18 protein-coding genes and 4 tRNA genes are annotated in these 24,297 nt (G+C 62.7%); 5 read left to right on the top strand and 17 right to left on the bottom strand.

Going from position 1 to position 24,297, the window contains the following annotated elements; all coding sequences use genetic code 11:
- Positions 1-100 precede the first annotated feature (100 nt).
- Positions 101-2,536, top strand: a complete 2,436-nt coding sequence (locus ABWW33_RS02405) for a TonB-dependent receptor plug domain-containing protein (protein ID WP_218087700.1) — start codon at positions 101-103, stop codon at positions 2,534-2,536.
- Positions 2,537-2,583: 47 nt separating this feature from the next.
- Here ABWW33_RS02405 and ABWW33_RS02400 read toward each other — a convergent pair whose 3' ends face one another.
- From ABWW33_RS02400 to ABWW33_RS02340, 13 genes are all read right to left on the bottom strand, one after another.
- Positions 2,584-4,494, bottom strand: coding sequence for a SurA N-terminal domain-containing protein (locus ABWW33_RS02400; RefSeq protein ID WP_353398452.1), 1,911 nt, complete (start codon positions 4,492-4,494; stop codon positions 2,584-2,586).
- Between the two features lie 312 nt (positions 4,495-4,806).
- Positions 4,807-4,883: transfer RNA gene (locus tag ABWW33_RS02395), tRNA-Asp, on the bottom strand.
- A gap of 27 nt (positions 4,884-4,910) precedes the next feature.
- Positions 4,911-4,987 (bottom strand) — tRNA-Asp (locus ABWW33_RS02390).
- Positions 4,988-5,022: 35 nt separating this feature from the next.
- Positions 5,023-5,098: transfer RNA gene (locus ABWW33_RS02385), tRNA-Val, on the bottom strand.
- 50 nt (positions 5,099-5,148) lie between these two features.
- Positions 5,149-5,421 (bottom strand): non-specific DNA-binding protein Hbs, encoded by a 273-nt coding sequence (gene hbs, locus ABWW33_RS02380; RefSeq protein WP_070266615.1) that lies wholly within the window; start codon positions 5,419-5,421, stop codon positions 5,149-5,151.
- Between the two features lie 204 nt (positions 5,422-5,625).
- The gene (gene lon, locus ABWW33_RS02375) at positions 5,626-8,037 is read right to left on the bottom strand and encodes an endopeptidase La (protein ID WP_176650616.1); all 2,412 of its coding nucleotides are present in this window, start codon (positions 8,035-8,037) and stop codon (positions 5,626-5,628) included.
- 279 nt (positions 8,038-8,316) lie between these two features.
- Positions 8,317-9,585: an ATP-dependent Clp protease ATP-binding subunit ClpX gene (gene clpX / locus ABWW33_RS02370; protein WP_176650615.1), complete on the bottom strand. Its 1,269-nt coding sequence runs from the start codon at positions 9,583-9,585 to the stop codon at positions 8,317-8,319.
- Positions 9,586-9,747: 162 nt separating this feature from the next.
- The gene (clpP, locus tag ABWW33_RS02365; RefSeq protein ID WP_020703301.1) at positions 9,748-10,365 is read right to left on the bottom strand and encodes an ATP-dependent Clp endopeptidase proteolytic subunit ClpP; all 618 of its coding nucleotides are present in this window, start codon (positions 10,363-10,365) and stop codon (positions 9,748-9,750) included.
- A gap of 167 nt (positions 10,366-10,532) precedes the next feature.
- Entirely contained in the window at positions 10,533-11,873 is a 1,341-nt protein-coding gene (gene tig / locus ABWW33_RS02360; RefSeq protein ID WP_176650614.1) for a trigger factor, read from the bottom strand.
- A gap of 32 nt (positions 11,874-11,905) precedes the next feature.
- Positions 11,906-11,992 (bottom strand) — tRNA-Leu (locus ABWW33_RS02355).
- A 185-nt stretch (positions 11,993-12,177) separates the two neighbouring features.
- Positions 12,178-12,639: a cupin domain-containing protein gene (locus ABWW33_RS02350; RefSeq protein ID WP_353398444.1), complete on the bottom strand. Its 462-nt coding sequence runs from the start codon at positions 12,637-12,639 to the stop codon at positions 12,178-12,180.
- A 63-nt stretch (positions 12,640-12,702) separates the two neighbouring features.
- On the bottom strand, positions 12,703-15,795 hold the full coding sequence (locus tag ABWW33_RS02345) for an efflux RND transporter permease subunit (protein ID WP_353398441.1): 3,093 nt from the start codon (positions 15,793-15,795) through the stop codon (positions 12,703-12,705).
- Positions 15,792-16,928 carry an efflux RND transporter periplasmic adaptor subunit gene (locus ABWW33_RS02340; protein ID WP_176650611.1) on the bottom strand — a complete coding sequence of 379 codons (1,137 nt, stop codon included), beginning with the start codon at positions 16,926-16,928 and terminating at the stop codon, positions 15,792-15,794. The genes ABWW33_RS02345 and ABWW33_RS02340 overlap by 4 nt, the downstream gene beginning before the upstream one ends.
- A 156-nt stretch (positions 16,929-17,084) precedes the next feature.
- Between ABWW33_RS02340 and hpnC the strand changes: the two genes are divergently transcribed.
- Together hpnC and ABWW33_RS02330 are read left to right on the top strand one after the other, a co-directional pair.
- Entirely contained in the window at positions 17,085-17,927 is an 843-nt protein-coding gene (gene hpnC, locus ABWW33_RS02335) for a squalene synthase HpnC (RefSeq protein WP_353398438.1), read from the top strand.
- A 64-nt stretch (positions 17,928-17,991) separates the two neighbouring features.
- Positions 17,992-18,576, top strand: a complete 585-nt coding sequence (locus tag ABWW33_RS02330; protein WP_353398435.1) for a hypothetical protein — start codon at positions 17,992-17,994, stop codon at positions 18,574-18,576.
- Positions 18,577-18,860: 284 nt separating this feature from the next.
- Here the strand turns inward: ABWW33_RS02330 and ABWW33_RS02325 are convergent, their stop codons facing one another.
- From ABWW33_RS02325 to ABWW33_RS02310, 4 genes are all read right to left on the bottom strand, one after another.
- On the bottom strand, positions 18,861-19,163 hold the full coding sequence (locus ABWW33_RS02325; RefSeq protein ID WP_353398432.1) for a hypothetical protein: 303 nt from the start codon (positions 19,161-19,163) through the stop codon (positions 18,861-18,863).
- 63 nt (positions 19,164-19,226) lie between these two features.
- Positions 19,227-20,327, bottom strand: a complete 1,101-nt coding sequence (locus ABWW33_RS02320) for an ATP-binding protein (protein ID WP_353398429.1) — start codon at positions 20,325-20,327, stop codon at positions 19,227-19,229.
- 3 nt (positions 20,328-20,330) lie between these two features.
- Complete coding sequence (locus ABWW33_RS02315; protein ID WP_353398426.1) at positions 20,331-21,461, bottom strand: FIST signal transduction protein; 1,131 nt, start codon at positions 21,459-21,461, stop codon at positions 20,331-20,333.
- A 64-nt stretch (positions 21,462-21,525) separates the two neighbouring features.
- Positions 21,526-21,942 (bottom strand): VOC family protein, encoded by a 417-nt coding sequence (locus ABWW33_RS02310; protein WP_353398423.1) that lies wholly within the window; start codon positions 21,940-21,942, stop codon positions 21,526-21,528.
- Between the two features lie 118 nt (positions 21,943-22,060).
- Between ABWW33_RS02310 and hpnD the strand changes: the two genes are divergently transcribed.
- Together hpnD and hpnE are read left to right on the top strand one after the other, a co-directional pair.
- Positions 22,061-22,894: a presqualene diphosphate synthase HpnD gene (hpnD, locus tag ABWW33_RS02305; RefSeq protein ID WP_176650605.1), complete on the top strand. Its 834-nt coding sequence runs from the start codon at positions 22,061-22,063 to the stop codon at positions 22,892-22,894.
- Positions 22,887-24,296: a hydroxysqualene dehydroxylase HpnE gene (hpnE, locus tag ABWW33_RS02300; protein ID WP_353398419.1), complete on the top strand. Its 1,410-nt coding sequence runs from the start codon at positions 22,887-22,889 to the stop codon at positions 24,294-24,296. Before hpnD ends, hpnE begins: the two co-directional genes overlap by 8 nt.
- Position 24,297: the final 1 nt, after the last annotated feature.

Below are 24,297 nucleotides of genomic sequence, written 5' to 3'. Positions count from 1 at the left end.
GAGGTAAGTATCGTTATGCCAGTTTCATGGCGCAAGCGATCCACCAAAAACTAAGGGAGCGGTACACATGAAGCATCCGATGCAAATGAAAAGACGTTTGATGACGCAAGCCGTATTGCTGGCCCTGCAGGCCGGCGTCGCCGTATCCGCCATCGCAGCCGACGGCGACGGTGCGCCGGTCACACCCACCGCCGCCGTGGCCGACAATGTCGAAGCCGTGATCGTCACCGGTACCCGCCGCAGCGGCCTGAAGGCGGTCGACAGCGCCTCGCCGATCCAGGTGCTGGACTCCGGCTCGCTGGAGCGCACCGGCCAGCCGGACCTGATCCAGGCGCTGGCGCAGAACCTGCCCTCCTTCACCGCCCAGGCCTTCGGCGGCGACACCGCCAACCTGACCCTGTCGGCCCGCCTGCGCGGCCTGAGCCCGAACGACACGCTGGTGCTGGTCAACGGCAAGCGCCGCCACACCACCGCCAACCTGGCCGTGCTGGCCGGACCGTTCCAGGGCGGCGCCGCGACCGACCTGAACTTCATCCCCGTGTCCGCCATCGACCACGTCGAAGTGCTGCAGGACGGCGCCGCCGCCCAGTACGGCACCGACGCCATCGCCGGCGTGATCAACATCATCCTGAAGAAGGACTCGTCCGGCGGCTCGCTGACCGGCACCGGCGGCGCCTATATCGACCAGGGCGGCAAGACCGGCGACGGCTCGTTCAACATCGGCTTCGAACCCACCGACAAGGCCTACATCAACGTCAGCGGCGAGCACAAGTACCACGGCCACAGCGACCGCGGCGACATCGACCCGCGCGTGACCAGCGCCGCCAACCTGGCATCGATGCCCAACCTGACCAAGGCCGACGGCTACCCGTACGCCAACCACATCTCCGGCGACGCCGCCTACCACATCTCGCTGCTGGCCCTGAACGCCGGCATCGACGTCGGCGGCGTCGAGCTGTACACCACCGCCACCTACGGCGAGAAAAAGGCGCAATCGTTCGAGAACTACCGCGTGCCGAGCCGCCTGCCCAAGGTCTACCCGAACGGCTTCAACCCGCTGGAGGCGATGGACGAGAAGGACTTCGGCTTCACCGCCGGCGCCAAGGGCGTGCTGGCCGACTGGAACTGGGACCTGAGCACCACCTACGGCAAGGACAAGGCCGACATCGGCGTGGTCAACTCCGGCAACATCTCGCTGTTCAACGACACCGGCGCCACGCCGACGCAATTCCACGCCGGCACCTTCACCGCCAGCCAGTGGACCACCTCGCTCGACGTGAGCCATGAGTACAACGTCGGCTGGGCCAGCCCGCTGTCGGTGGCCGGGGGCCTGGAGTTCCGCCGCGACACCTACGAGATCGGCGCCGGCGACCCGGCCTCGCGCTACAAGGAAGGTTCGCAATCGTATCCGGGCTTCTCGCTGACCGACGCAGGCAGCCACAGCCGCAACAACAAGTCGGTGTACATCGACATCGCCGGCTCGCCGATCGCCAACCTGAAGCTGGACGCCGCCGCCCGCTACGAGGACTATTCGGACTTCGGCAGCGCCAAGGTCGGCAAGCTGACCGGCCGCTACGACTTCACGCCGGCGTTCGCGCTGCGCGGCACGGTCAGCAACGGCTTCCGCGCGCCGACCATGGCCGAGCAGTACTACTCGGCCACCAACGTGTCGCCGACCCAGGCCTCGGTGCAGCTGGCGCCGAACTCGCCGGCCGCCGCGCTGGTCGGCATCAACGGCCTGAAGCCCGAGAAGTCGCAGAACTACAGCATCGGCCTGGTGCTGCATCCGGTGCCGAAGGCGACGGTGACGATCGACGCCTACAGCATCAACATCCACGACCGCATCATCGGCAGCGGCACGGTGTTCGGTTCGGGCAACGCGGTCAACGCGCCAGCGGTGGTGGCGGCGATCAAGGCCAACGGCAACGTGCTTGATCCGACGGTGACCAAGACCGGCATCAGCATCTTCTCCAACGCCGCCAACACCAAGGACCAGGGCATCGAAGCGGTGTACTCGTACGCCAGCAACTTCGACGAGCTGGGCAAGGTCGACTGGTCGGCCTCGGCCAACCTGAACAAGGTCGAAGTGACCAAGATCAACCAGGCGCCGTCGCAGTTGCTGCCGCAAAAGCTGCTGGACCAGGCGGCCATCGCCTCGCTGGAGAAATCGTCGCCGAAGATGCGCATCAACCTGGGCGCGTTGTGGAAGAAGGGTTCGTGGACGGTCAACCTGCGCGAGTCGGTGTATGGCCCGTCGTCGTCGTACAGCTCGCTGGACAACGTGACCTACTACGAAACCAAGATCGACACGCTGTTCACCACCGACCTGGAAGTGTCGTACCGCTGGATGAAGTCGGTCACCTTCTCGCTGGGCGCCAACAACCTGTTCAACAAGTATCCGGACAAGGTGAACCAGGCCTACGTCACGGCGGCGCGCGCGGCGCTGAACACGGCCGCGGTGACGCAATACCCATCGTTCTCGCCGATCGGCATCAACGGCGGCTACTACTACGGCCGCGTGAACTACACGTTCTAAAAAATCAGTGGATGCAAAAAGGGCCGCGAATTTCGCGGCCCTTCTTTTTACTTCACTTCGGTCACGGTGGTTTTCGTGATCGGCTTGAGGATCTTCACCTTGGCTTTTTGCTTCAGCAGTTCGATGTAGTCGTGCATTTCCTGCTGGGCGACGATGCCGTTGATCTGCTCGGCTTCGGACTTGCGGCGCGCTTCGTCTTGCTCCGCAGGCTGCTGCACCTTGCCGATGCGGTAGATGCCGTAGCCCATGCCCGGCACGTCCACGCCGACGTAGGCCGGCAGCTTGGTCGCGTCGGCCTTGAACACGGCTTGCGCGGCCAGGCCGTTCAAGCCTTCCGTCTTCGAACGCGATACCAGCTTGGCGGCGGCGAAGCCGGTGGCGTCGCCGGATTTCTTCAGCGCTTCCAGCTTGTCGGCGCCGGCCTTGGCGGCCAGCTTGGCGGCTTCTTCCATCGTCACGCGCTGGCGGATGGCGGCGTCGACTTCAGCCAGCGGACGCTTGGACGCAGGCTTGAACTCGACGATGCGGCCGGCAACCAGCGTGCTCGGCGCGGTCTCGACCGCTTCGGTATTGCGCTTGCTGCTGATCGATTCGTTGGAGAACAGCGCGGCCAGGAACTTGGCGTTGTTGTACGGCAGCGGGCCGGCCATCGGCGAAGGCGTGCGCGATACGTTGGCGGCGCTTTCGATCTTCAGGCCCAGCTTGTCGGCCACCGGCTTCAGGCTGTCGGACTGTTCATAGACGGTGTTGGTGAAGGCTTCGGCCATTTCCGAATACTTCTTCGCGGCCTTCTGCTTTTTCAGCGCGTCGGCCACTTCGGTCTTCACTTCGTCCAGCGGCTTGACGACGGCCGGCTTGAGCGCGGTCACGGTCAGCACGTGGAAGCCGAAGTCCGACTGCACGGCGTCGCTGATCTCGCCCTGCTTCAGTTTCAGCACGGCCGCTTCCACCGGCGCAGGCAGCGCGCCCTTGGTCACGATGTCGAGGTCGCCGCCCTGCTCGGCCGATACCGGATCTTCCGACTTGGCCTTGGCCACCTTGGCGAAGTCGCCCGGGGTCTTGCGCAGTTCGGCCACGATGGCGTCGGCCTTGGCCTTGGCGGCGGCCACGTCGGCGGCGCTGGCGCCCTTCTTCAGCGCGATCAGGATGTGCGCGGCGCGGCGGCTTTCCGGCGCGGTGAAGCCGGCCTTGTTGGCTTCGTAGTAGGCGGCGACTTCGGCGTCGGTGACGGCCACCTGGCTCATCACGGCGTCGCTGTTGAAGACCACGTATTCGATCTTGGCCTGCTCGGGCACTTCGAAGAACTTGGCGTTCTTTTCGTAGTAAGCCTTGACCATCTCGTCGGTCACTTTGACCTGCGGCACGAAGTCGGTCACCGGCAGCAGCAGTTCCTGCACTTCGCGTTCCTGCGAACCGATGTCGGACAGCGTCCTGGCCACGGTGCGCGGCGCGAAGCCGGTGTTCTGGATGGCGTTACCCAGCTGCAGCAGCGTCATTTCGCTGCGCATGCGCTGGTCGTACATGGTCGGCGTCATGCCTTGCGCGGCCAGGATGGCCTTGTAGCGCTCCATGTCGAAGGCGCCTTCGCCGCCGAACTGGTCCTTGATGGCCTTCTGCAGCTGGGCGTCGGAAACGCTCAGGTGCGAACGCACCACTTCCGCCGCCACTGCGCGCTCGGCGATCAGCTGGTCCAGGATGTTTTGCTTGAATTCCGGGGTATCGAACAGCTTCTGGTCGAACTGCGCGCCCATACGCTGGCGGTAGCTGTCCAGCTGGGTGCGGATGGCGTTGTCGAACTCGAGCTGGCTCAGGGGTTTGCCGTCGATCTTGGCGATCGTGTTGGCGTCGTCGCCGAAGCTTTTGTAACTGCCGATACCGACGAATGCAAACGATGGGACGATGATGATCGCCAGGAGAATCTGCATCAAGCGCTGATGGGTACGAATAAATTCAAACATGGTCTGCCAATTCGGATTGAGTGGAACTTGCACATACAAAAAAGGCGAACACGCGTTCGCCGATTCCGGTTGCCGGATTTTACAGGGAGGCCCCCTCTATAGCAAGCGCAAATCATTGGCAAAACGGACACGTTGCCGGCGCCGGCGGACGGCGCGGCGGCGGCTGCCCGACTTGTGGTCGATAAGCGGCTCCGGCTTGAATAAGGCGGTGGCGAAACTATCCGCCGATATTCAAATACAGATAATCGGAATTAATATGCCATAAAAAGAAAAACCCCGCAGCTCATTATAAGCTGCGGGGTATCTTGTTCTTGGCGGAGCGGACGGGACTCGAACCCGCGACCCCCGGCGTGACAGGCCGGTATTCTAACCAACTGAACTACCGCTCCTTGGTCAAACTAAATATTGTATTTTGTTGGCGGAGCGGACGGGACTCGAACCCGCGACCCCCGGCGTGACAGGCCGGTATTCTAACCAACTGAACTACCGCTCCAACAAAACACTGGGTACTACTCACTACTGCAAAACTGGTGGGCGGTGAGAGGCTCGAACTCCCGACCTAAGCCTTGTAAGGGCTCCGCTCTACCAACTGAGCTAACCGCCCGTTTTGCCTTTGGCGAGCTGCTCAAGCGTTGAGCCGCTCACCGAAGTCCGTTAGTTTACAGCATCTTTCAAAGCTTTACCAGCTTTAAATTTAGGAACTTTAGCTGCTTCGATGGTGATCTCTTCCTTGGTGCGCGGATTGCGGCCGGTGCGGGCAGCGCGTTCGCTCACGGAGAAGGTGCCAAAGCCGACCAGGGTGACGCTGTCGTTCTTTTGCAGGGTGGTGGTTACACCGTCGATCACTGCGTCCAGCGCGCGTGCAGCAGCCGCTTTCGAGATATCAGCGGTAGTAGCAATATGGTCGATCAATTCAGTCTTATTCAAAGCAATTCCCCGTCACAAAGGTTATATCGTTTTAGCCCGGGAATTAAGGTATTTGAATACCGTTACCGGGCCGAGAAAAATCTCAGGCCGTATTAAACAAGCCAGCCCGCCTCTGTGTCAAGCACCGCACCCTAGAAAAATGGGGTGAAATAACAAACAGGCGCTATAAAAGCGCCTGTTTGGGAGATTAACGGTCAATTAAAGTTAGTGTTTTACTACTTCCGTCTGGCCGTCGGCTTTGGCGGCAGCCGCCGCGACGGCTTCCACCGGCGCGGTTTCCGTCACCGCTTCAGGCATGCGCTCCAGCGCGATTTCCAGCACTTTGTCGATCCAACGCACCGGCACGATCTCCAGTTTGTTTTTGACGTTGTCCGGAATGTCGGCCAGGTCCTTGACGTTCTGCTCGGGTATCAGCACGGTCTTGATGCCACCGCGCTGCGCCGCCAGCAGCTTCTCTTTCAGGCCACCGATCGGCAGCACTTCGCCGCGCAGCGTGATCTCGCCCGTCATCGCCACGTCGGCGCGGACCGGAATGCCCGTGAATACCGACACCATCGCCACCGTCATCGCCGCGCCGGCCGAAGGACCGTCTTTCGGCGTTGCGCCTTCCGGCACGTGGATGTGGATGTCGCTCTTCTCAAACACTTCGTTCTTGATGCCGAGACGATTGGCGCGGCTGCGCACCACGGTGCGGGCTGCCTCGATCGATTCCTTCATCACGTCGCCCAGGGTGCCGGTGCGGATCACGCCGCCCTTGCCCGGCATCTGCACGGCTTCGATGGTCAGCAGATCGCCGCCCACCTCGGTCCATGCCAGGCCCACGACCTGGCCGATCTGGTTTTCCTTTTCCGCGACGCCGAAATCGTAGCGGCGCACGCCCAGGAACTTGTCCAGGTTCTTGCTGGTGACGGCGACCTTTTTCTCGGTCTTCTTCAGCAGCAGCATCTTGACCACCTTGCGGCAGATCTTCGACACTTCGCGTTCCAGCGAACGCACGCCGGCCTCGCGGGTGTAGTAGCGGATGATGTCGCGCAGCGCCGACTCGGCCACCGAGATTTCCTCTTCCTTCAGACCGTTGTTCTTGATCTGTTTAGGCAGCAGGTAGCGCTGGGCGATGCTGGTCTTCTCGTCTTCCGTGTAGCCGGACAGGCGGATCACTTCCATGCGGTCCAGCAGCGCCGGCGGGATGTTGTACGAGTTCGACGTCGCCACGAACATCACATCGGACAGGTCGAAATCGACTTCGATGTAGTGGTCGGAGAACGTGTGGTTCTGCTCGGGATCCAGCACCTCCAGCAGGGCCGACGACGGATCGCCGCGGAAGTCCGCGCCCATCTTGTCGATCTCGTCCAGCAGGAACAGCGGATTGCGCACGCCGACCTTGGCCAGCGACTGCAGCACCTTGCCCGGCATCGAGCCGATGTAGGTACGGCGGTGGCCGCGGATCTCGGCTTCGTCGCGCACGCCGCCCAGCGCCATGCGCACGAACTTGCGGTTCGTCGCGCGGGCGATGGACTGGCCCAGCGAGGTCTTGCCCACGCCCGGAGGACCGACGAAGCACAGGATAGGCGCTTTCAGCTTGTCGACGCGCTGTTGGACTGCAAGATATTCCAGGATGCGTTCCTTAACCTTGTCCAGGCCGTAGTGGTCGCCCTCGAGCACTTTCTCGGCGTTGGCCAGGTCGTTGTTGACCTTGGATTTTTTCTTCCACGGCAGGCTGACCAGCGTGTCGATGTAGTTGCGCACGACGGTGGCTTCGGCCGACATCGGCGACATCAGCTTGAGTTTTTTCAGCTCGGCGGTGGCCTTGTCCAGCGCCTCTTTCGGCATCTTGGCCAGCGCGACTTTCTTCTCCAGCTCGTCCAGGTCGGCGCCGTCCTCGCCCTCGCCCAGTTCCTTCTGGATGGCTTTGACTTGCTCGTTCAGATAGTACTCGCGCTGCGATTTCTCCATCTGGCGCTTGACGCGGCCGCGGATGCGCTTCTCGACTTGCAGAATGTCGAGTTCGCCTTCCAGCTGGCCCAGCAGATGCTCCAGGCGCTTGGCGACGCTGAAGATTTCCAGGATCACCTGTTTCTGCTCGAGCTTGAGCGGCAGGTGCGCGGCGACGGTGTCGGCCAGGCGGCCGGCGTCGTCGATGCCCGACAGCGAAGCGAGGATTTCAGGCGGGATCTTCTTGTTCAGTTTGACGTACTGGTCGAACTGCTGAACGATGGCGCGGCGCATCGCTTCGATTTCCGAATCGTCGCCCAGCTCGGAATCGAGCGGCGTCAGATCGGCAACGAAGTGCGTCGGGGCATCGGTGATGCGGTTGATGCGCGCACGCTGCGCGCCCTCGACCAGCACCTTGACGGTGCCGTCCGGCAGCTTCAGCATTTGCAGAATATTGGCCACGCAGCCGATCTCGTAGATATCGGAAGCAGAAGGTTCGTCCTTGGCAGCGGCTTTTTGAGCGGCAAGCATAATGCTCTTGCCCTGCTCCATTGCGGCTTCCAGCGCCTTGATCGATTTTGGGCGCCCTACGAACAGCGGTATCACCATATGCGGGAAAACTACAACGTCCCGCAGCGGCAATAACGGCAGTTGAGTTTGCTCAGTTAATTTGGAAGTTGTCATGGCGTACCTTATGTGAAAGCGTGATTATGATGTGGGCGCTGTTTCGCCAAATCACAAGACCGACCTGCAAGAAATAATTCTCCTAAAAAAGAGTTTTTTCCAGTCCAGCTAGTCTGCTCTAAAAGAATACATCAAATAAAAAAGCCACGCGCGACAAGGCTGTCACGTGTGGCTTTCCGAATGAAGCCTGCATTCTTTTATTGATTTAAATTGTACCGCCTTGCCCCACGGATGCGAAATGAATTTTGCTCATCCGCCGGGTAAGTGTGCACAAGTTATTTAATTCTCACCAGATGCCTTGGCCTGGTCTTGATAGATCAATAAAGGTTTGGCGCCGCTGGTGATCGTATTTTCATCAATGACCACTTTGGTGACATTGGTTTCATTCGGCAGCTCATACATCGTGTCGAGCAAGGCGTGCTCGAGGATCGAACGCAGGCCGCGCGCGCCGGTCTTGCGGGCCAGCGCTTTCTTGGCGATCGCGTGCAGGGCGGCCGGACGGATTTCCAGTTCCGCGCCTTCCATGTCCAGCAGCTTGGAGTACTGCTTGACCAGCGCGTTCTTCGGCTCGACCAGGATCTGGATCAGCGCTTCCTCGGTCAGCTCCGACAGCGTGGCCACGACCGGCAGGCGGCCCACCAGCTCGGGGATCAGGCCGAACTTGATCAGGTCTTCCGGTTCCGCTTCCAGCAGCACTTCGCTGGCGTTGCGCTCCTTCTTGCTCTTCACGGTGGCCGAGAAGCCGATGCCGGATTTCTCCGAGCGGTTGGCGATGACCTTGGCCAGGCCGTCGAACGCGCCGCCGCAGATGAACATGATGTTGGTGGTGTCGATCTGCACGAAGTCCTGGTTGGGATGCTTGCGTCCGCCCTGCGGCGGCACCGACGCCATCGTGCCTTCGATCAGCTTGAGCAGCGCCTGCTGCACGCCCTCGCCCGACACGTCGCGGGTGATCGATGGATTGTCCGACTTGCGCGAGATCTTGTCGATCTCGTCGATGTAGACGATGCCGCGCTGGGCCTTGTCGACATCGTAGTTGCAGCTTTGCAACAGTTTCTGGATGATATTCTCTACGTCCTCGCCCACATAGCCCGCCTCGGTCAGCGTGGTGGCGTCAGCGATGACGAACGGCACGTTGAGCATGCGCGCCAGCGTTTGCGCCAGCAGCGTCTTGCCGGAGCCGGTAGGACCGACCAGCAGGATGTTGCTCTTGGCCAGTTCGATGTCGTCTTTCTTGCCCAGGTGCTTCAGACGCTTGTAGTGGTTGTACACCGCCACCGACAGGATGCGCTTGGCCGTTTGCTGGCCAATGACGTACTGGTCCAGCAAGTCCTTGATTTCATGCGGGGTCGGTAGGTCCGACTTGGCGCCCGTGACCGACTCGATGGCCGAGGTTTCATCGCGGATGATGTCATTGCACAGGTCGATGCATTCGTCGCAGATGAAGACCGACGGGCCGGCGATGAGTTTCTTTACCTCGTGCTGGCTCTTGCCGCAAAACGAGCAGTACAGTAATTTTTCGCCGCTGGAGGATTTTTTGTCTGACATGGGGCAGTTTTCTTTGGGTTACAGAATGGCTAGACTATGCCAGGAAGCATATATTTGAGTCCGGAAAAATCCGCCTACGACTACATGCTACCCGAAATAAAAACGAAACGCCCGAACGATTAATCGCCCGGGCGTTTTTTCAGCAATGCTGCGAAGGAAGCATCAAGCCCGGTTTGACAACATTTTGTCGATCAAACCATACTCTACCGCCTCTTCCGCCGACATGAAACGGTCACGATCCGTGTCTTTGGCGATCTGCTCGACCGTTTGACCGGTACGCTCGGCCATGATCGAGTTCAGGCGGTGACGCAGATACAGGATTTCCTTGGCCTGGATTTCAATGTCCGAAGCCATGCCTTGCGAGCCGCCGGACGGCTGGTGAATCATGATGCGCGAGTTCGGCAGCGAGAAGCGCTTGCCCTTGGCGCCGGCGGCCAGCAGGAAGGCGCCCATCGAGGCCGCCATGCCGGTGCACAGCGTCGAGACGTCCGGCTTGATGAACTGCATCGTATCGAAGATCGCCAGGCCGGCCGACACCGAACCGCCTGGGGAGTTGATGTACAGCGAGATATCCTTGTCGGGATTTTCGCTTTCGAGGAACAGCAACTGGGCGACGATCAGGTTCGCCATCTGGTCGTTGACGGGGCCGACCATGAAGATTACGCGTTCCTTCAGCAGGCGCGAGTAAATGTCATAGGAGCGCTCGCCACGGCCGCTTTGTTCCACCACCATCGGCACCAGGCCGAGCATTTCAGTGTCCAGCGCCGGATTACGGTTCATACCAGTCATTCCATTTCCTTGTGAAGCAGCTAGGGTCAGAAATCGTTTGCCGCTTAGCCGTCATCCTCGCGCAAGCGGGGATCCATAGAACGCATGCTCAGTATGGATTCCCGCCTGCGCGGGAATGACGGCGGCTACGGCGCCGTCTCTATTCTATCCTAGCTGGATTACGCTTGTGCGTTGCTTCCCATCAGTTCGTCGAAGGCCACGACCTTGGACGAAGTTTTCGACAGGCCCAGGACGTAGTTGACGACGTTTTCTTCCAATACAAGGGCTTCGACTTCGGCCAGGCGGCGACGGTCGCTGTAGTAGTACTTCAGCACTTCGCGCGGGTCTTCGTAGCTCTGTGCGAAGTCTTCGACTTGCGCCTTGACCTGCTCTGGCTGGGCTTGCAGCTTGTTCTCGCCGACCAGTTGCGACAGGATCAGGCCCAGACGCACGCGACGCTCGGCTTTTTCCGCGAACAGTTCTGGCGGGAATGGGATGTCCTTGACGTTCATGCCGCGGTTGGCCATGTCCTGGCGGGTCATTTCGGCCAGGCGCTCGGTATCCTGGGCGATCAGCGATTGCGGCACGTCCAGGGTCGCGGTTTTCACCAGCGCGTCCATCACGGCTTCCTTGTTGCGGGCTTTGACACGGCCGGCAACTTCGCGTTCCAGGTTGACCTTGATGTCTTCGCGCATTTTGGCGACGTCGCCATCGGCCACGCCCAGCGATTTGGCGAATTCAGCGTCGACTTCCGGCAGGTGCGCCCATTCCAGCTTTTTCAGCGTGATGGTGAACGACGCGGTTTTGCCGGCGACATCCTTGCCGTGGTAGTCCTCTGGGAAAGCCAGTGGGAAGGTCTTGGCTTCGCCAACCTTCAGGCCCACGGTGGCGGCTTCGAATTCCGGCAGCATGCGGCCTTCGCCCAGCACGAAGGCGTAGTCGTCAGCCTTACCACCTGGGAATTCCACGCCGTCGATCGAGCCGACGAAGTCCACGGTCACGCGGTCGCCGTTGGCGGCAACCGGCTCGCCGCCGTCGCCGTGTTCACCGGCTTCGCCCTTGGTGTGGAAGTGCACGCGCTGCTTGCGCAGGATTTCGATGGTCTTGTCGATTTCGGTTTCCGACACATCGGCCTTGACGGTCTCGATTTCCACCGTCGACAGGTCGCCGACGACCACTTCCGGGTAGACTTCGAACGTCGCGTCGAAGGTCAGCACGCCGGCTGGCGACTCGGCCTTGGGCTCGATGTTCGGATAGCCGGCCACGCGCAACTGGTTTTCGTTTGCGGCGTCGTTGAAAGCGCGGCCAACTTTATCGTTCAGCACTTCGGTTTCGATCTGATAACCGTATTGTGCCGCGACCATTTTCAGAGGAACTTTACCCGGACGGAAGCCTGGTGCCTTAGCCGTTTTGGCTTGCACTTTCAGGCGCTTCTCAACTTCAGCGCGGACCTCGGTCAGCGGGAAGGAGATCGTGATACGACGTTCGAGTTTGCCTAAGGTTTCGACTGCAGTTGCCATGTAAAAATCGTCCAAAAAATAAGAAAAACAGTTGGTGCGAGGAGGGGGACTCGAACCCCCACACCATTGCTGGCGTCAGGACCTAAACCTGGTGCGTCTACCAATTTCGCCATCCTCGCGGCATGTTTGCACAAAAGCAAAGGGCGACCCGTAAGTGAAAACGGTCGCCCTATCCCCACTTTTCCCGCGGGGGCTTTCAACTTCAACGCGATATTCTAACGGGTTTTCTAGCGAAATGTGGCGATTTTTAATCTCTCGCCAACATTAGCGCGGTTTTTGCCCATTTAGCCGGCAAAGCGGGCCGTTAGTAGGGGCTGGACGCAGGCTGTCCAGCCAAATCGGTCCATATATCGTCGGGCAGCGAGCGGTCTCGCAGGCGCACCCGATCATGCTCTGGATAGGTGATGTGATCGACCGGCGCGCGGGTTCCCACCACCAGGCAACGCGTCGCGCCGGCACTCCGGTTCTCCAGGTAGTGCCCGACCTGGACGCCTGCCCGGAAGGTCGCGGCGCCGCCGGCACGCACCAGCGTCTCGGCGCTCCCCTCCACCACGGTGATCTCGCCGGCAAGGACGTAAACCATCTCGTCCTCGGCGCTGTGCCAATGCTTGATCGAAGTGCTGCAGCCGGGCTGCAGCACTTCGATGAAGGCGCCGAACTGCGTCAGCCCTCCAGCCTCGCTGATCCACAGTGTTTGATTCGGCTCGGTGGATCCGTCCACCGGATTGACCTCGGTAACCAGTTGATCAGCGGTGAAGACAGGCATGATGACGCTCCGTGCGCAGCAGCAGTTTTTTGGACACGCGGCCCCGCGTGTCCTCGGCGCATATCATAACGCCTGCGGTTTTTTGACGCGGAACCAGGCCGCGTACAGCGCCGGCAGGAACAGCAGCGTCAGCGCGGTCGCCAGGATCAGCCCGCCCATGATGGCCACCGCCATCGGCCCCCAGAATACCGAGCGCGACAACGGTATCATCGCCAGCGCCGCGGCCGCCGCGGTCAGGATGATGGGACGGCAGCGCCGCACCGCCGACTCGACGATCGCGGTCCACGGATCGTGGCCGGCCTTGATGTCCTGCTCGATCTGGTCGACCAGGATCACCGAGTTGCGGATGATCATGCCGAACAGCGCGATGATGCCCAGGTTGGCCACGAAGCCCAGCGGACGGCCCAGCACCAGCAGCGCCATCGCCGCGCCGGCCACGCCCAGCGGACCGGTCAGGAACACCAGCAGCGCCCGCGAGAAGCTGTGCAGCTGCAGCATCAGCAGCGTGAAGATGATGAAGATCGCCAGCGGCAGGTTGGCCGCGATCGACGCCTCCGCCGTGCCGCTGTCGGCCGCCGCGCCCTTGACGGTGATGGCGTAGCCGGCCGGCAGCTTGTCGCGCAGCGCCTTCAGCTTGGGCTCGATCTGGCCGGAGACGGTCGGTCCCTGGATGTTGTCGGCCACGTCGGACTGCACGGTGATCGCCCATTCGCGCCCTTCCCGCCACACCACGCCCGGCTCCCACACGAAATGCGCGCGGGCCAGCTGGCTGATCGGCACCGACTTGCCGCTGGCGGTAGGGATGTTGGTGTCGTTCAGGATCGAGATCGTGTTGCGCTCCTCGATAGGCTGGCGGATCTGGATGTCGATCAGCTTGATGTCCTCGCGGAACTGGCCGATGGTGGTGCCCGACAGGATGGTGTTGGCCGCCCGCATCACCGTTTGCGAGGTGACGCCCAGCGCGCGCATCTTGTCCTGGTCCAGGTCCAGGCGCAGCACCTTGATCGACTCGTTCCAGTTGTCGTTGACGCCCAGCGTGTTCGGATTGTCGCGCATGATGTCCTTGACCTGGTCGGCGATGGCGCGCACCTTCTCCACCTCGCCACCGGTCACGCGGAACTGCACCGGATACGGCACCGGCGGCCCGTTCGGCAGCAGCTTGACGCGGCCGCGCACCTCGGGGAAGTCCTGCTTGAAGATGGCGACGATCTTGTCGCGCAGCGCGCCGCGGGCGTGCAGGTCCTTCGGCAGCACGACGATCTGCGACACGTTAGTCTGCGGGAAAATCTGGTCCAGCGGCAGGTAGAACCGCGGGCTGCCGGTGCCGACGTAGCTGGTCACGCTGACCACGCCCTCCTGCTTGCGGATGAAGGCCTCGAACTTCTTCACCTGCTTTTCGTTGGCGGCGAAGGTCGTGCCTTCCGGCGTCCACAGCTCCACCATCAGCTCGGGACGGCTGGAATCGGGGAAGAATTGCTTCTCGATGAACTTGAAGCCATACACGCCCAGCGCGAAGATCACCAGCGTCGCCGCGATGGTGGTCTTGCGGTATTCGACGCACCAGTTGACCACGGCGCGGAACTTTCGGAATCCCGGCGTGTCGAAGAGGTCATGCTCGGATTCGCCCTCCGCGTGTGGCTTGACTTTCAACAGCACATAGCCGATGTACGGCGTGAACACCACCGCCACCACCCACGAAATGACCAGCGCCAGCGCGTTGACCGAGAACAGCGAAAACGTGTACTCGCCGGCCGCAGACTTGGCCAGGCCGATCGGCAGGAAGCCGGCGACGGTGATCAGGGTGCCGGTCAGCATCGGGATCGCGGTCGAGGTGTAGGCGAAGGTGGCGGCGTCGAAGCGCGACATGCCCTCCTCCATCTTGCGCACCATCATCTCGACGGCGATGATGGCGTCGTCCACCAGCAGGCCCAGCGCGATGATCAGCGCGCCCAGCGAAATCTTGTGCAAATCGATGTCCAACATGCGCATGAACAGGAAGGTGACCGACAGCACCAGCGGTATCGTCAGCGCCACCACCAGGCCGGGACGCACGTCCAGCCGCAGCTTGGGCTTGCTGTGCAGGCCCAGCGCGACGAAGCTGACGGCCAGCACGATCAGCACCGCCTCGATCAGCGTGTGCACGAACTCGCCGACCGAGGCCTTGACCGCCTCCGGCTGGTCCGACACGCGCTCGAGCTCGATGCCGACCGGCAGCTTGGCCTTCATCGCGGCCACGGTCTTCTCCATGCTCTTGCCGAGCTGGATGATGTTGCCGCCCTTTTCCATCGACACGCCCAGGCCGATCACTTCCTTGCCGTTGAAGCGCATCTTGTTACCCGGCGGATCCTGGTACTCGCGCTTGATGGCGGCGAAGTCGCCCAGGCGGAAGGTGGTGCCGTTGGCGCGCAGCTCCAGGTCCTCCAGGTCCTTGACGGTCTTCAACGCGCCGGTCACGCGCACCTGCAGGTTGTCGGTCGGCGTCACCAGCACGCCGGTCGATTCGACGCTGTTCTGCGTGGCGATCTGGTTGACGATGGCCTCGAACGGTATGCCCAGCTGCGCGAACTTCTTGTGCGAGAACTCGATGTTGATCTTCTCGTCCTGCACGCCGAACAGCTCGACCTTGGACACCAGCGGCACGCCGAGCAGCTGCTGGCGCACGAAGTCGGCGTAGTCCTTCATCTCGGCATAAGTGAAGCCGTCGCCGGACAGCGCGAAGATCGAACCGAAGGTATCGCCGAACTCGTCGTTGAAGAACGGCCCCTGCACGCCCGGCGGCAGGGTGCCGCGGATGTCGCCTATCTTCTTGCGCACCTGGTACCACGATTGCGCCACTTCCTTCGGCGGCGCCGATTCGCGCAGCTTCAGGATGATGGTGGTCTCGCCCGGCTTGGAATAGCTCGATATCTCGTCGATATCCGGCGTTTCCTGCAGCTTTTTCTCTAGCTTGTCGGTGACCTGCTCGGCCATCTGCAGCGAGGTCGCGCCCGGCCAGTTGGCCCGCACCACCATCGCGCGGAAGGTGAACGGCGGATCCTCGTCCTGGCCCAGGTTGGAATAGCTCAGCATGCCGCCTATCAGCAGCACGGCGATCAGGTAGCGCGTCAGCGGAATGTGTTCCAGCGCCCAGCGTGAGAGATTGAAGCCGCCCTTCATTTGGCGGTCCCGGCGATGGCAGGGGCTGGCGCGGGAGCGGCAGGCAGGTCATCGCCCAGGATCTTGACCTTCTGGCCCGGCTTAAGCAGGTTGACGCCGGCCGTGACGACGGTCTGGCCGGCCTTGACGCCGCTGCCCAGCACGATATCGTTGCCGGCCGCGCCGGCGATGGTCACCGGCACCAGCTTGACGGCTCCGCCCTCCACCACCCAGACCGAGGAGGCGGATTTTTCATAGTACAGCGCGGTCAGCGGCACCTTGATCTGCGGCACCGGCGACTTCGAGGCGAACTGCACCACGGCCGTCATGCCCAGCTTGGCTTCGGCCACCGAATCCGGGATCGACACCTTGGCGGTGTAGGTGCGGGTGGACGGATCGGCCACCGGCGAAATCTCGCGGATCTTGCCGGCCACCGCGTTTTTCGGGTCGGCCCACAGGCGCACCTGCACGTCGGTGATGCGGCGCAGCGTCTCGACCTTGTCTTCCGGCAAGCCGATGACGATTTCCTTCTCGCCCTGCCTGGCCACGCGCACCACCGGCGTGCCCGGCTGCACCACCTGGCCGACCTCGGCGTCCACCGCCGTCACCACGCCGTCCACATCGGACACCAGGCTGGCATAGCCGGCCTGGTTGGACTGGCCGCGGTACGCCGCCTGGGAAGCGTCGACATTGGCCTGCGCCGCCTTGTAGGTGGAATCCTTGGCGTCCAGCACGGCCTGGCTGACGAAGTTCTTGCTGCGCAATTCCTGATAACGCTTCAGCTCGGCCTTGGCCAAGTCGCGGTTGGTTTCGGCGGCGCGCAGGCCGGCCAGCGCCTGGGCTTGCGATAATTGCAAGTCCTGCGGATCCAGCTGCATCAGCACCTGGCCGTGCTTGACCAGCGTGCCGACGTCGACCTTGCGGGTGACGATCTTGCCGCCGACGCGGAAGCCCAGCCGCGATTCCACGCGCGGACGCACTTCGCCGGAAAACTCGGCGTTGACGTCGATGTCGCTGCCGGCCAGCACGATGGCGCGCACCGGGCGGATGTCCTCGGTCTTTTCGACCGGCTTGGAGCAGCCGGCCAGCGCGGCGGCGGCCAGGAGGCTCAATATGAAGGGGGAAATCTGACGCTGTTTTTTCAAGGCGACCACGGTGTATTCCTTTAGCTTGCTCTGGAGTGTAGATGGCACTACTATTACGGGTTGGAAATAAATGACTTTCCGTTAATTAATTATAAGCCGAGCAAATCCGTTTGCAAATGACTTTCGCGTCATTAATTTTAACAATGCTTTTAGGCTACATGTAATATGTCGGTTGACCACTACGAAAATTTTCCCGTCGCCTCAATTTTGTTGCCGAGCCGCCTGCGCCCGGCGGTAGAAGCGATCTACGCCTTTGCCCGCAGCGCCGACGATCTGGCCGACGAAGGCGACGCCACGCCCGAGCAGCGGCTGGCCGCGCTGAACGCCTACGAGGCCGAGCTGGCCGACATCGAGGCCGGCGGCAGCGGGAAAGACCCGATGTTTGAACGCCTGGCGCAGGTGATCCGCGAGCACGGCCTGCCGGTCAAGCCGCTGCACGAGCTGCTGTCGGCCTTCAAGCAGGATGTGCTGGTGAGCCGCTACCAGACTTACGACACGCTGCTGGACTACTGCTCGCGCTCGGCCAATCCGGTCGGTTTCCTGATGCTGCACCTGTACGGCGCGGCCGATGAAGAGAACATCCGCGACTCGGACGCGATCTGCACGGCGCTGCAGCTGATCAACTTCCTGCAGGACGTGGCGATCGACATCCACAAGGAGCGCATTTACATCCCGCTGGAGGATTTGAGCCGCTACGCGATCTCGCCGGCCGCGCTGGACCACGCCAGCGCCCGGCCGCGCTGGCGGTCGATGATGAAGTTCGAGGTGGAGCGCACCCGCGCGCTGCTGCTGAGCGGCGCGCCGCTGGCCCTGCGGCTCAACGGCCGCATCGGCTTCGAGCTGCGCATGGTGGTGCAAGGCGGCCTGCGCATCCTGGACGCCATCGAGGCGGTCGAGTACGACGTCTTCCTGCACCGCCCCAAGCTGACCCGGCGCGACTGGCTGGCCATCTTCTGGGCGGCCGTGCGCATGAAAAAGCAGATGAAGGCCGCGTTCAGCGCCGCTTGATGCCTCTCAATTGAAAGTGCTCTCTGCCGCGCTATACTTCGGAGATAGGCTCCGGAGTACAGCCATGCCCGATATCACCCGTGAAGAAATCGACGCGAAGACCGCTGCGGCAGAAGCGAAATCACAAACGCAGTTTGCCATCTTAAACGGTAAATTTGACGCCGTCTTAACTCAATTTAACGGCAAACTTGACGCCGTATCAAACCAGTTCAACGACAGGCTTGACGCCGTCACGACCCAGTTCGACACAAAACTTGACACCCTAGCAACCCATTTCAACGCCAGAATTGACGCCATGGCCGCCCAGTTCAACGGAAAGCTTGACGCCATGGCCGCGCAGTTGAACGGCAGGCTTGACGCCATGGCAGCACGCCTGGATGGACATGGGGAGCGCATCGACGCGTTGGAGCATGCCGTCGGCAGTCTCAAAACCACGGTCATAGTCACCGGCATCAGCTCGGTGATCGCCATCGTATTCGGTGTGGCGACATTCAATGCCACGCTGCTGTCCAATATGACAGCCACCTTTCAGGCTGGCAAAGACGTTGCAACGACTCAGGCGGAAGTACAGCGCCAGGTTGAGGCCACGGCGGCGCTGTTACGGCGGCTGGAGCGCGAACATCCACCCTCCTCGCCACCTCAAAAATAGCCGCGCACGATTAAATCGTTGCCTCTGCACAATTTTTACTCTTCATGCTACCTTTCAAGAAAACTGAAAGGCAAGATCATGTTAGTGGGAGAGCGGTCGTTGCGGCCGAATGCGGAAATGTCGAAGGTGGTGGAACTGGGTGTGAGTCTGTCGCAGAGCCGGGGACGCGCGTTTGCGTCCGAGTTTCTGGTGCGCAGGAATATTCCGGTCAACGTTATCGTCCGTGTGCTGTCCGACCCGCCCGGGCGCCGCCGCGCTGGGCTACGCCGCTAAAATCTTCGCCATCAAGGCGCCGAATTCTGCTGCTTCACCGACTCGCGGATCGCCGCCGCCTCGGTCACCGACATCGCGGTCTCGCAGTTGACCCACTCCTTCGAGATCTGCCATTCCTGGTAATCCCCCACACTGAGCGCATGCTGCTTTTGCGCGTTCAACTGGTCGCAATGCGCCGCCACCCGGGCGGCCTCATCGAGGTGCTGGGCGTAGTAGGTGGCGGACTTCGTCTGGACATTGTTTGCCGCCGGCGCACGATCGCATCCGCAAAACAGCGGCATGACCAGCAATGCGGCAAAATTCGACGTACGCATAAGAAATCGCTCTACTGAAAACGTCACATATTGTATCGCAGGCGACGTGCCAGGTGCGGCGTATCACCCCGCCGTCGCTTCCGGGTCGGCGGGATGGACGGGATGGTGTATCGGCAACACCACGCGGAAGGTGGTGCCCTGGCCCGGCGCGCTGTCGACCTCGATGTGTCCGCAATGGGTTTGCACGATGCCGTAAGTCACCGACAGGCCCAGCCCCGTGCCCTTGCCGATCGGCTTGGTGGTAAAGAAGGGATCGAAGATGCGGTCCAGGTGTTCCGGCGCGATGCCGCTGCCGGTGTCGCTGACGGAAAACCAGACATGGTCGCCCTCGGTACCGGTGCGCAGCGTGATCTGCCCGCGCCCCGGCCGGATCGCGTGGGCGGCGTTGACCACCAGGTTCATCACCACCTGGTTGATCTGCGAGGACAGGCATTCGATGTCCGGGATGTCGCCGTACTCCTTGACCACGTCGGCGCTGTACTTGATTTCGTTGGCGACGATGTTCAGGGTCGAGTCCATCCCGTGGTGCAGGTTGAACCATTGCCACTCGCGCTGCGCATCCGCGTGCGAGAAATCCTTCAAGTCCTGCACGATGCGGCGCACCCGCTCCAGCCCCTCGCGCGATTCGGCCATCAGCTGCGGGATATCGGTGCGCAAATAGCCGAGGTCTATCGCATCACGCAACTCGCTGATCCGGGACAGCACCTCGGCCGCCGCGATGGCGCCTTCCGCGTCCTCATACGCGCGCAGCATCTCGAACAGCTGGCCCACGTAGCTTTGCAAGGTGGCGAAGTTGGAATTGATGTAGCCGATCGGGTTGTTGATCTCGTGCGCCACGCCGGCCGCCAGCTGGCCGATGGACGCCATCTTGTCCGACTGCAGCAGCTGGTTACGGGTCGCCTCCAGCTTGCTGTTGAGCTCGCGCAGCTCGGTGTTGCTGCTGCTGAGCTGGTCCATCATCCGCTGCTTGTCTTCCAGCTGCTCGGCCAGCTGCCGGTTGCGCTTGCCCAGCTCCTGCGACATGAGTTCCAGCGAATTCTCGATCAGCAGCCTGTCGTTCTCGAAACCCGCGTAGGCATCGTCGACCGCCTTGCTCAGGCCTTCGAGGTCGACCTGGCCGTCGCGGCAAAACTTCTTCAGCTGGCGCGCCAGCAGCGGATGCATGCCTCAATCCTCGCTGAAGGTGGTGACGGTCATGGTCTGGTTGTGCAGCTCGCAGCGGGTCAGCGCGCTGTGCGGCGCGATCTCGCCGTAGGAATAAAAGCCGGCCAGCGTGGCCTGCGGCCCCAGCACGTCGGCCACGCCCTCGGTCTCCTCCTCGATGCGCTGCTGCAGCACCAGCTTGCGGCCGATGCAGCTGATCAGGATCGCCAGCTCGGGCGCGCGGCCGTCCAGCTGCGACAGCGTGTCGTCGGCCGCGGCGATGGCGCCGTCGACCAAGCGGTTGAAATTGGCCTTCATCAGCTGCGCGTGCGAACCGACCGGCATGTCGCCGGCGAAGGTCATGCTTTGCTGCGCCTCGTCGACGCCGAGGATGGTGCGCACCACGTAGGTGTCGGTGCCGGGCAGGTGCAGCGCCAGCGGGAACAGCAGCGCCGACGAAGGCAGGCCGTCGGCCTGCTTGCCGAGGTAGGTCTTGTACAGGCTCAGCGCCGACTCGCCGTCAAGTTCGTACAGCACGTTGCCGTCGGCGCGCGTGATGCGGCGTTCCGGCCCGAAGGCATCCCAGCCGCCCAGCGAGCCGTAGCCGACATGCAAGGCCTCGCTGTAAAAACCGATGGCGGCGATGGTGTGGCCGTCGGCGGCCGCATTGGCCAGCACCACGGTCTCGCCGAAATCGGCGCCGTCCCCGGCCAGTCCGCCCGTCACGTTGACGCCGGACGGCAGCGAGGCGCGCAGGCCCTGCACCAGTTCGCTACCGTTGACGCCCAGGCCGTCCGACAGCACCAGCACATGGCGCAGGTGTTCGCCCAGCAGCTGGCGCGACAGCGACTCGCCGGCCTGGCGGCTGTCCGCCGCCAGTTCCAGCCGCACCGCCACCATGGCCACCCGGGTCGCGGAGAAGCTGACGGCGGTCAGCACGATGCTGCCGTCCAGCACTTCGGTACCGCAAATCTCGCCGGCCGTGCTGCAGCCGGCGATCACCGCGTCGGGACAGGCCGCGCGCAAGACGGGAAACAGTTCCCCGGACTGCAGCAGCGCCCGGGCACCGAACACCAGCAGCAGATCGGCTCCGGCGGGTAGTGCAAAATCGGATACCTGCGCCACCGTCATGGCCTTGAATTGCTCGATACGCATAGCCTTCTCCTGCCGGGAATCATCAACCGATTGTATTGAAGTCGGCAGTGGGTGTCGCGAAATATCAGGCTGCGTTGCCCGCGGGCGGGCCTTTCAGCTCGACCACGTTGTTTTCCGGGTCGCTAATGTAGATCGACGGCCCCTCACCCTCCGCGCCGTAGCGCGATTCGACCTTGCCGGCCTGCACGCCGTGCGCGCTCAGATGGGCGCGGATCGCGTCGGCGTCGAACGGCTCCACGCGCAGGCAGAAATGGTCCATATTGCGGCCCTCGGCGCCCGGCGCCGCGCCGCCCATCCTGCCCAGCTTGCCGTCCACCGGCACCAGGTCGATCAGCGAACTGCCCGCCCGCACCTGGATCAGGCCGATTTCCTCCTGCCGCTTCTCGACCGGACAGCCCAGCACCTCGCAGTAAAAATGCAGCATGCGCTGCAGATCGCTCACTCGCAAAACGATATGGTCGATCTCCCGGATATGGATCATGTTGAACCTGCCTCTTGATAAACCGTCAAATAAGGAATTGAGACTCTACCGCATCGCCCCCATCCGTGCACTGAACACTATAGAATAGCGGCTTCGAGTAACCCTTGCTTTTTTATCCATGTCTCCCGACGACTACTGCCAGCAAAAGACCGCCCAAAGCGGCTCCAGTTTCTACTACAGCTTCCTGTTCCTGCCGCCGGAACGTCGCCGCGCCATCACCGCCCTGTACGCATTTTGCCGCGAAGTGGACGACACCGTCGATGAATGCACCGACGAATCGGTGGCCCGCATCAAGCTGGCCTGGTGGCGCAAGGAAATCGCCAACATGTACGAGGGCAAGCAAACCCATCCCGTCACGCAGGCGCTGCAGCCGCACCTGAGCGTCTACAAGCTGGAACAGCAGCATCTGCAAGCCATCATCGACGGCATGGAGATGGACCTGAACCAGACCCGCTACCTGGACTACCCGGCGTTGACCACGTATTGCTGGCACGTGGCCAGCGTGGTCGGCATCCTGTCGGCCAGCATCTTCGGCGCGACCCGGCCGGAGACGCTGCAATACGCCGAAAAGCTGGGCCACGCCTTCCAGCTGACCAACATCATCCGCGACGTCGGCGAAGATGCGCGCAAGGGCCGCATCTACCTGCCGATCAACGAGCTGCAGCAGTTCAACGTGACCGCCGCCGACCTGCTCAACGCGCGCCACACGGACAACTTCGAAAAGCTGATGGCCTTCCAGGTCGCCCGCGCCCAGAAGGCCTACGACGAAGCGTTCGCGCTGCTGCCGAAGGAAGACCGCCGCGCCCAGCGTCCCGGCCTGATGATGGCCGCCATCTACCGCACGCTGCTGACCGAAGTGGAAGCCGACGGCTACCACGTGCTCAAGCAGCGCATCTCGCTCACGCCCATCCGCAAGCTCTGGCTGGCGTGGAAGACCTACATCCGTGGCTAACGACGGCGTGGACAAGCGCGGCGACGCCAGGACCGAGCCGGGCCTGACGTCGCGCTCGGTCGCGGTGGTCGGCGGCGGCTGGGCCGGCTGCGCCGCCGCCGTCGAGCTGGCGCGCGCCGGCTACAAGGTCACGCTGTTTGAAGCGGCGCGCACCCTCGGCGGCCGCGCCCGCCGCGTCGACACCGACCGCGCCCATCTCGACAACGGCCAGCACATCCTGCTGGGCGCCTACAGCGAAACGCTGCGGCTGATGAAGCTGACCGGCATCGACCGCGACCAGACCCTGCTGTCGCTGCCGCTGCAGATGCGCTACCCGCCCGGCAGCGGCGGCATGGATTTCGTCGCCCTGCGCCTGCCGGCGCCGCTGCACCTGGCGCTGGCGCTGCTGCGCGCCAAGGGCCTGCGGCGGGACGACAAGCTCAGCCTGGCGCGCTTCTCGACCACCGCGCGCTGGATGGGCTGGCGCCTGCACACCGATTGCAGCGTCAGCGAGCTGCTGCAACGCTTCGACCAGACGCCGCGCCTGATCCAGCTGATGTGGCGCCCGCTGTGCCTGGCCGCGCTGAACACGCCGCCGGAACGCGCCTCGGCGCAGATCTTCCTCAACGTGCTGCGCGACAGCCTGGGCGCCGGACGCAGCGCCTCGGACATGCTGCTGCCGCGCGCCGACCTGTCCGCGTTGCTGCCGGAAGCGGCCGGCGCCTTTGTCGAGGCGCATGGCGGCTCGGTGCGCGGCGGCGCCAAGGTGCAGGCGATACGCCCGATCGAAAACCGCCTGTGGCAGCTGGAAGTGAGCGGCGCGGCGGTCGGCGGACAATGGAGCACCTATTTCAGCGGCGTGGTGCTGGCCACCGGCGCCAGCCAGGCCGCCACGCTGCTGCACGACATGCCCGGCGCCGACACCAGCGCGCTGTGCCGGCAGCTGACCGCGTTCGAGCCGGAAGCCATCACCACCTGCTACCTGCAATACGACCGCGCCACCCGGCTGGAACTGCCCTTCTACGCGCTGCTGGACGATCCGCACAATTACCAGTGGGGCCAGTTCGTGTTCGACCGCGGCCAGCTAGACGAGGCCCAGGCCGGCCTGCTGGCGGTGGTCGTCAGCGCCTCCGGCGAGGCGGCCGGCCAGAGCCAGGATTTGCTGGCCGAGGCGGTCGCGGTGCAGCTGGCGGCCGTGTTCCAGCGGCCGGAGCTGGGCCGGCCCGAGTGGTTCAAGGTCATCACCGAGAAGCGCGCCACCTACGCCTGCACGCCGGGACTGGTTCGCCCGGGCAACGCCAGCGGCCTGGCGGGACTGGCCATCGCCGGCGACTACACGGCCGGCGACTACCCGGCCACGCTGGAATCGGCGGTGCGCAGCGGCGTCGCCGCCGCCGGCGTGCTCAGGAGGACTACCATCTAGT

It is taken from the genome of Duganella hordei (assembly GCF_040369125.1).
Lineage (GTDB): Bacteria > Pseudomonadota > Gammaproteobacteria > Burkholderiales > Burkholderiaceae_D > Rugamonas > Rugamonas hordei.
This window is presented reverse-complemented; position numbering and strand designations above follow the sequence as displayed.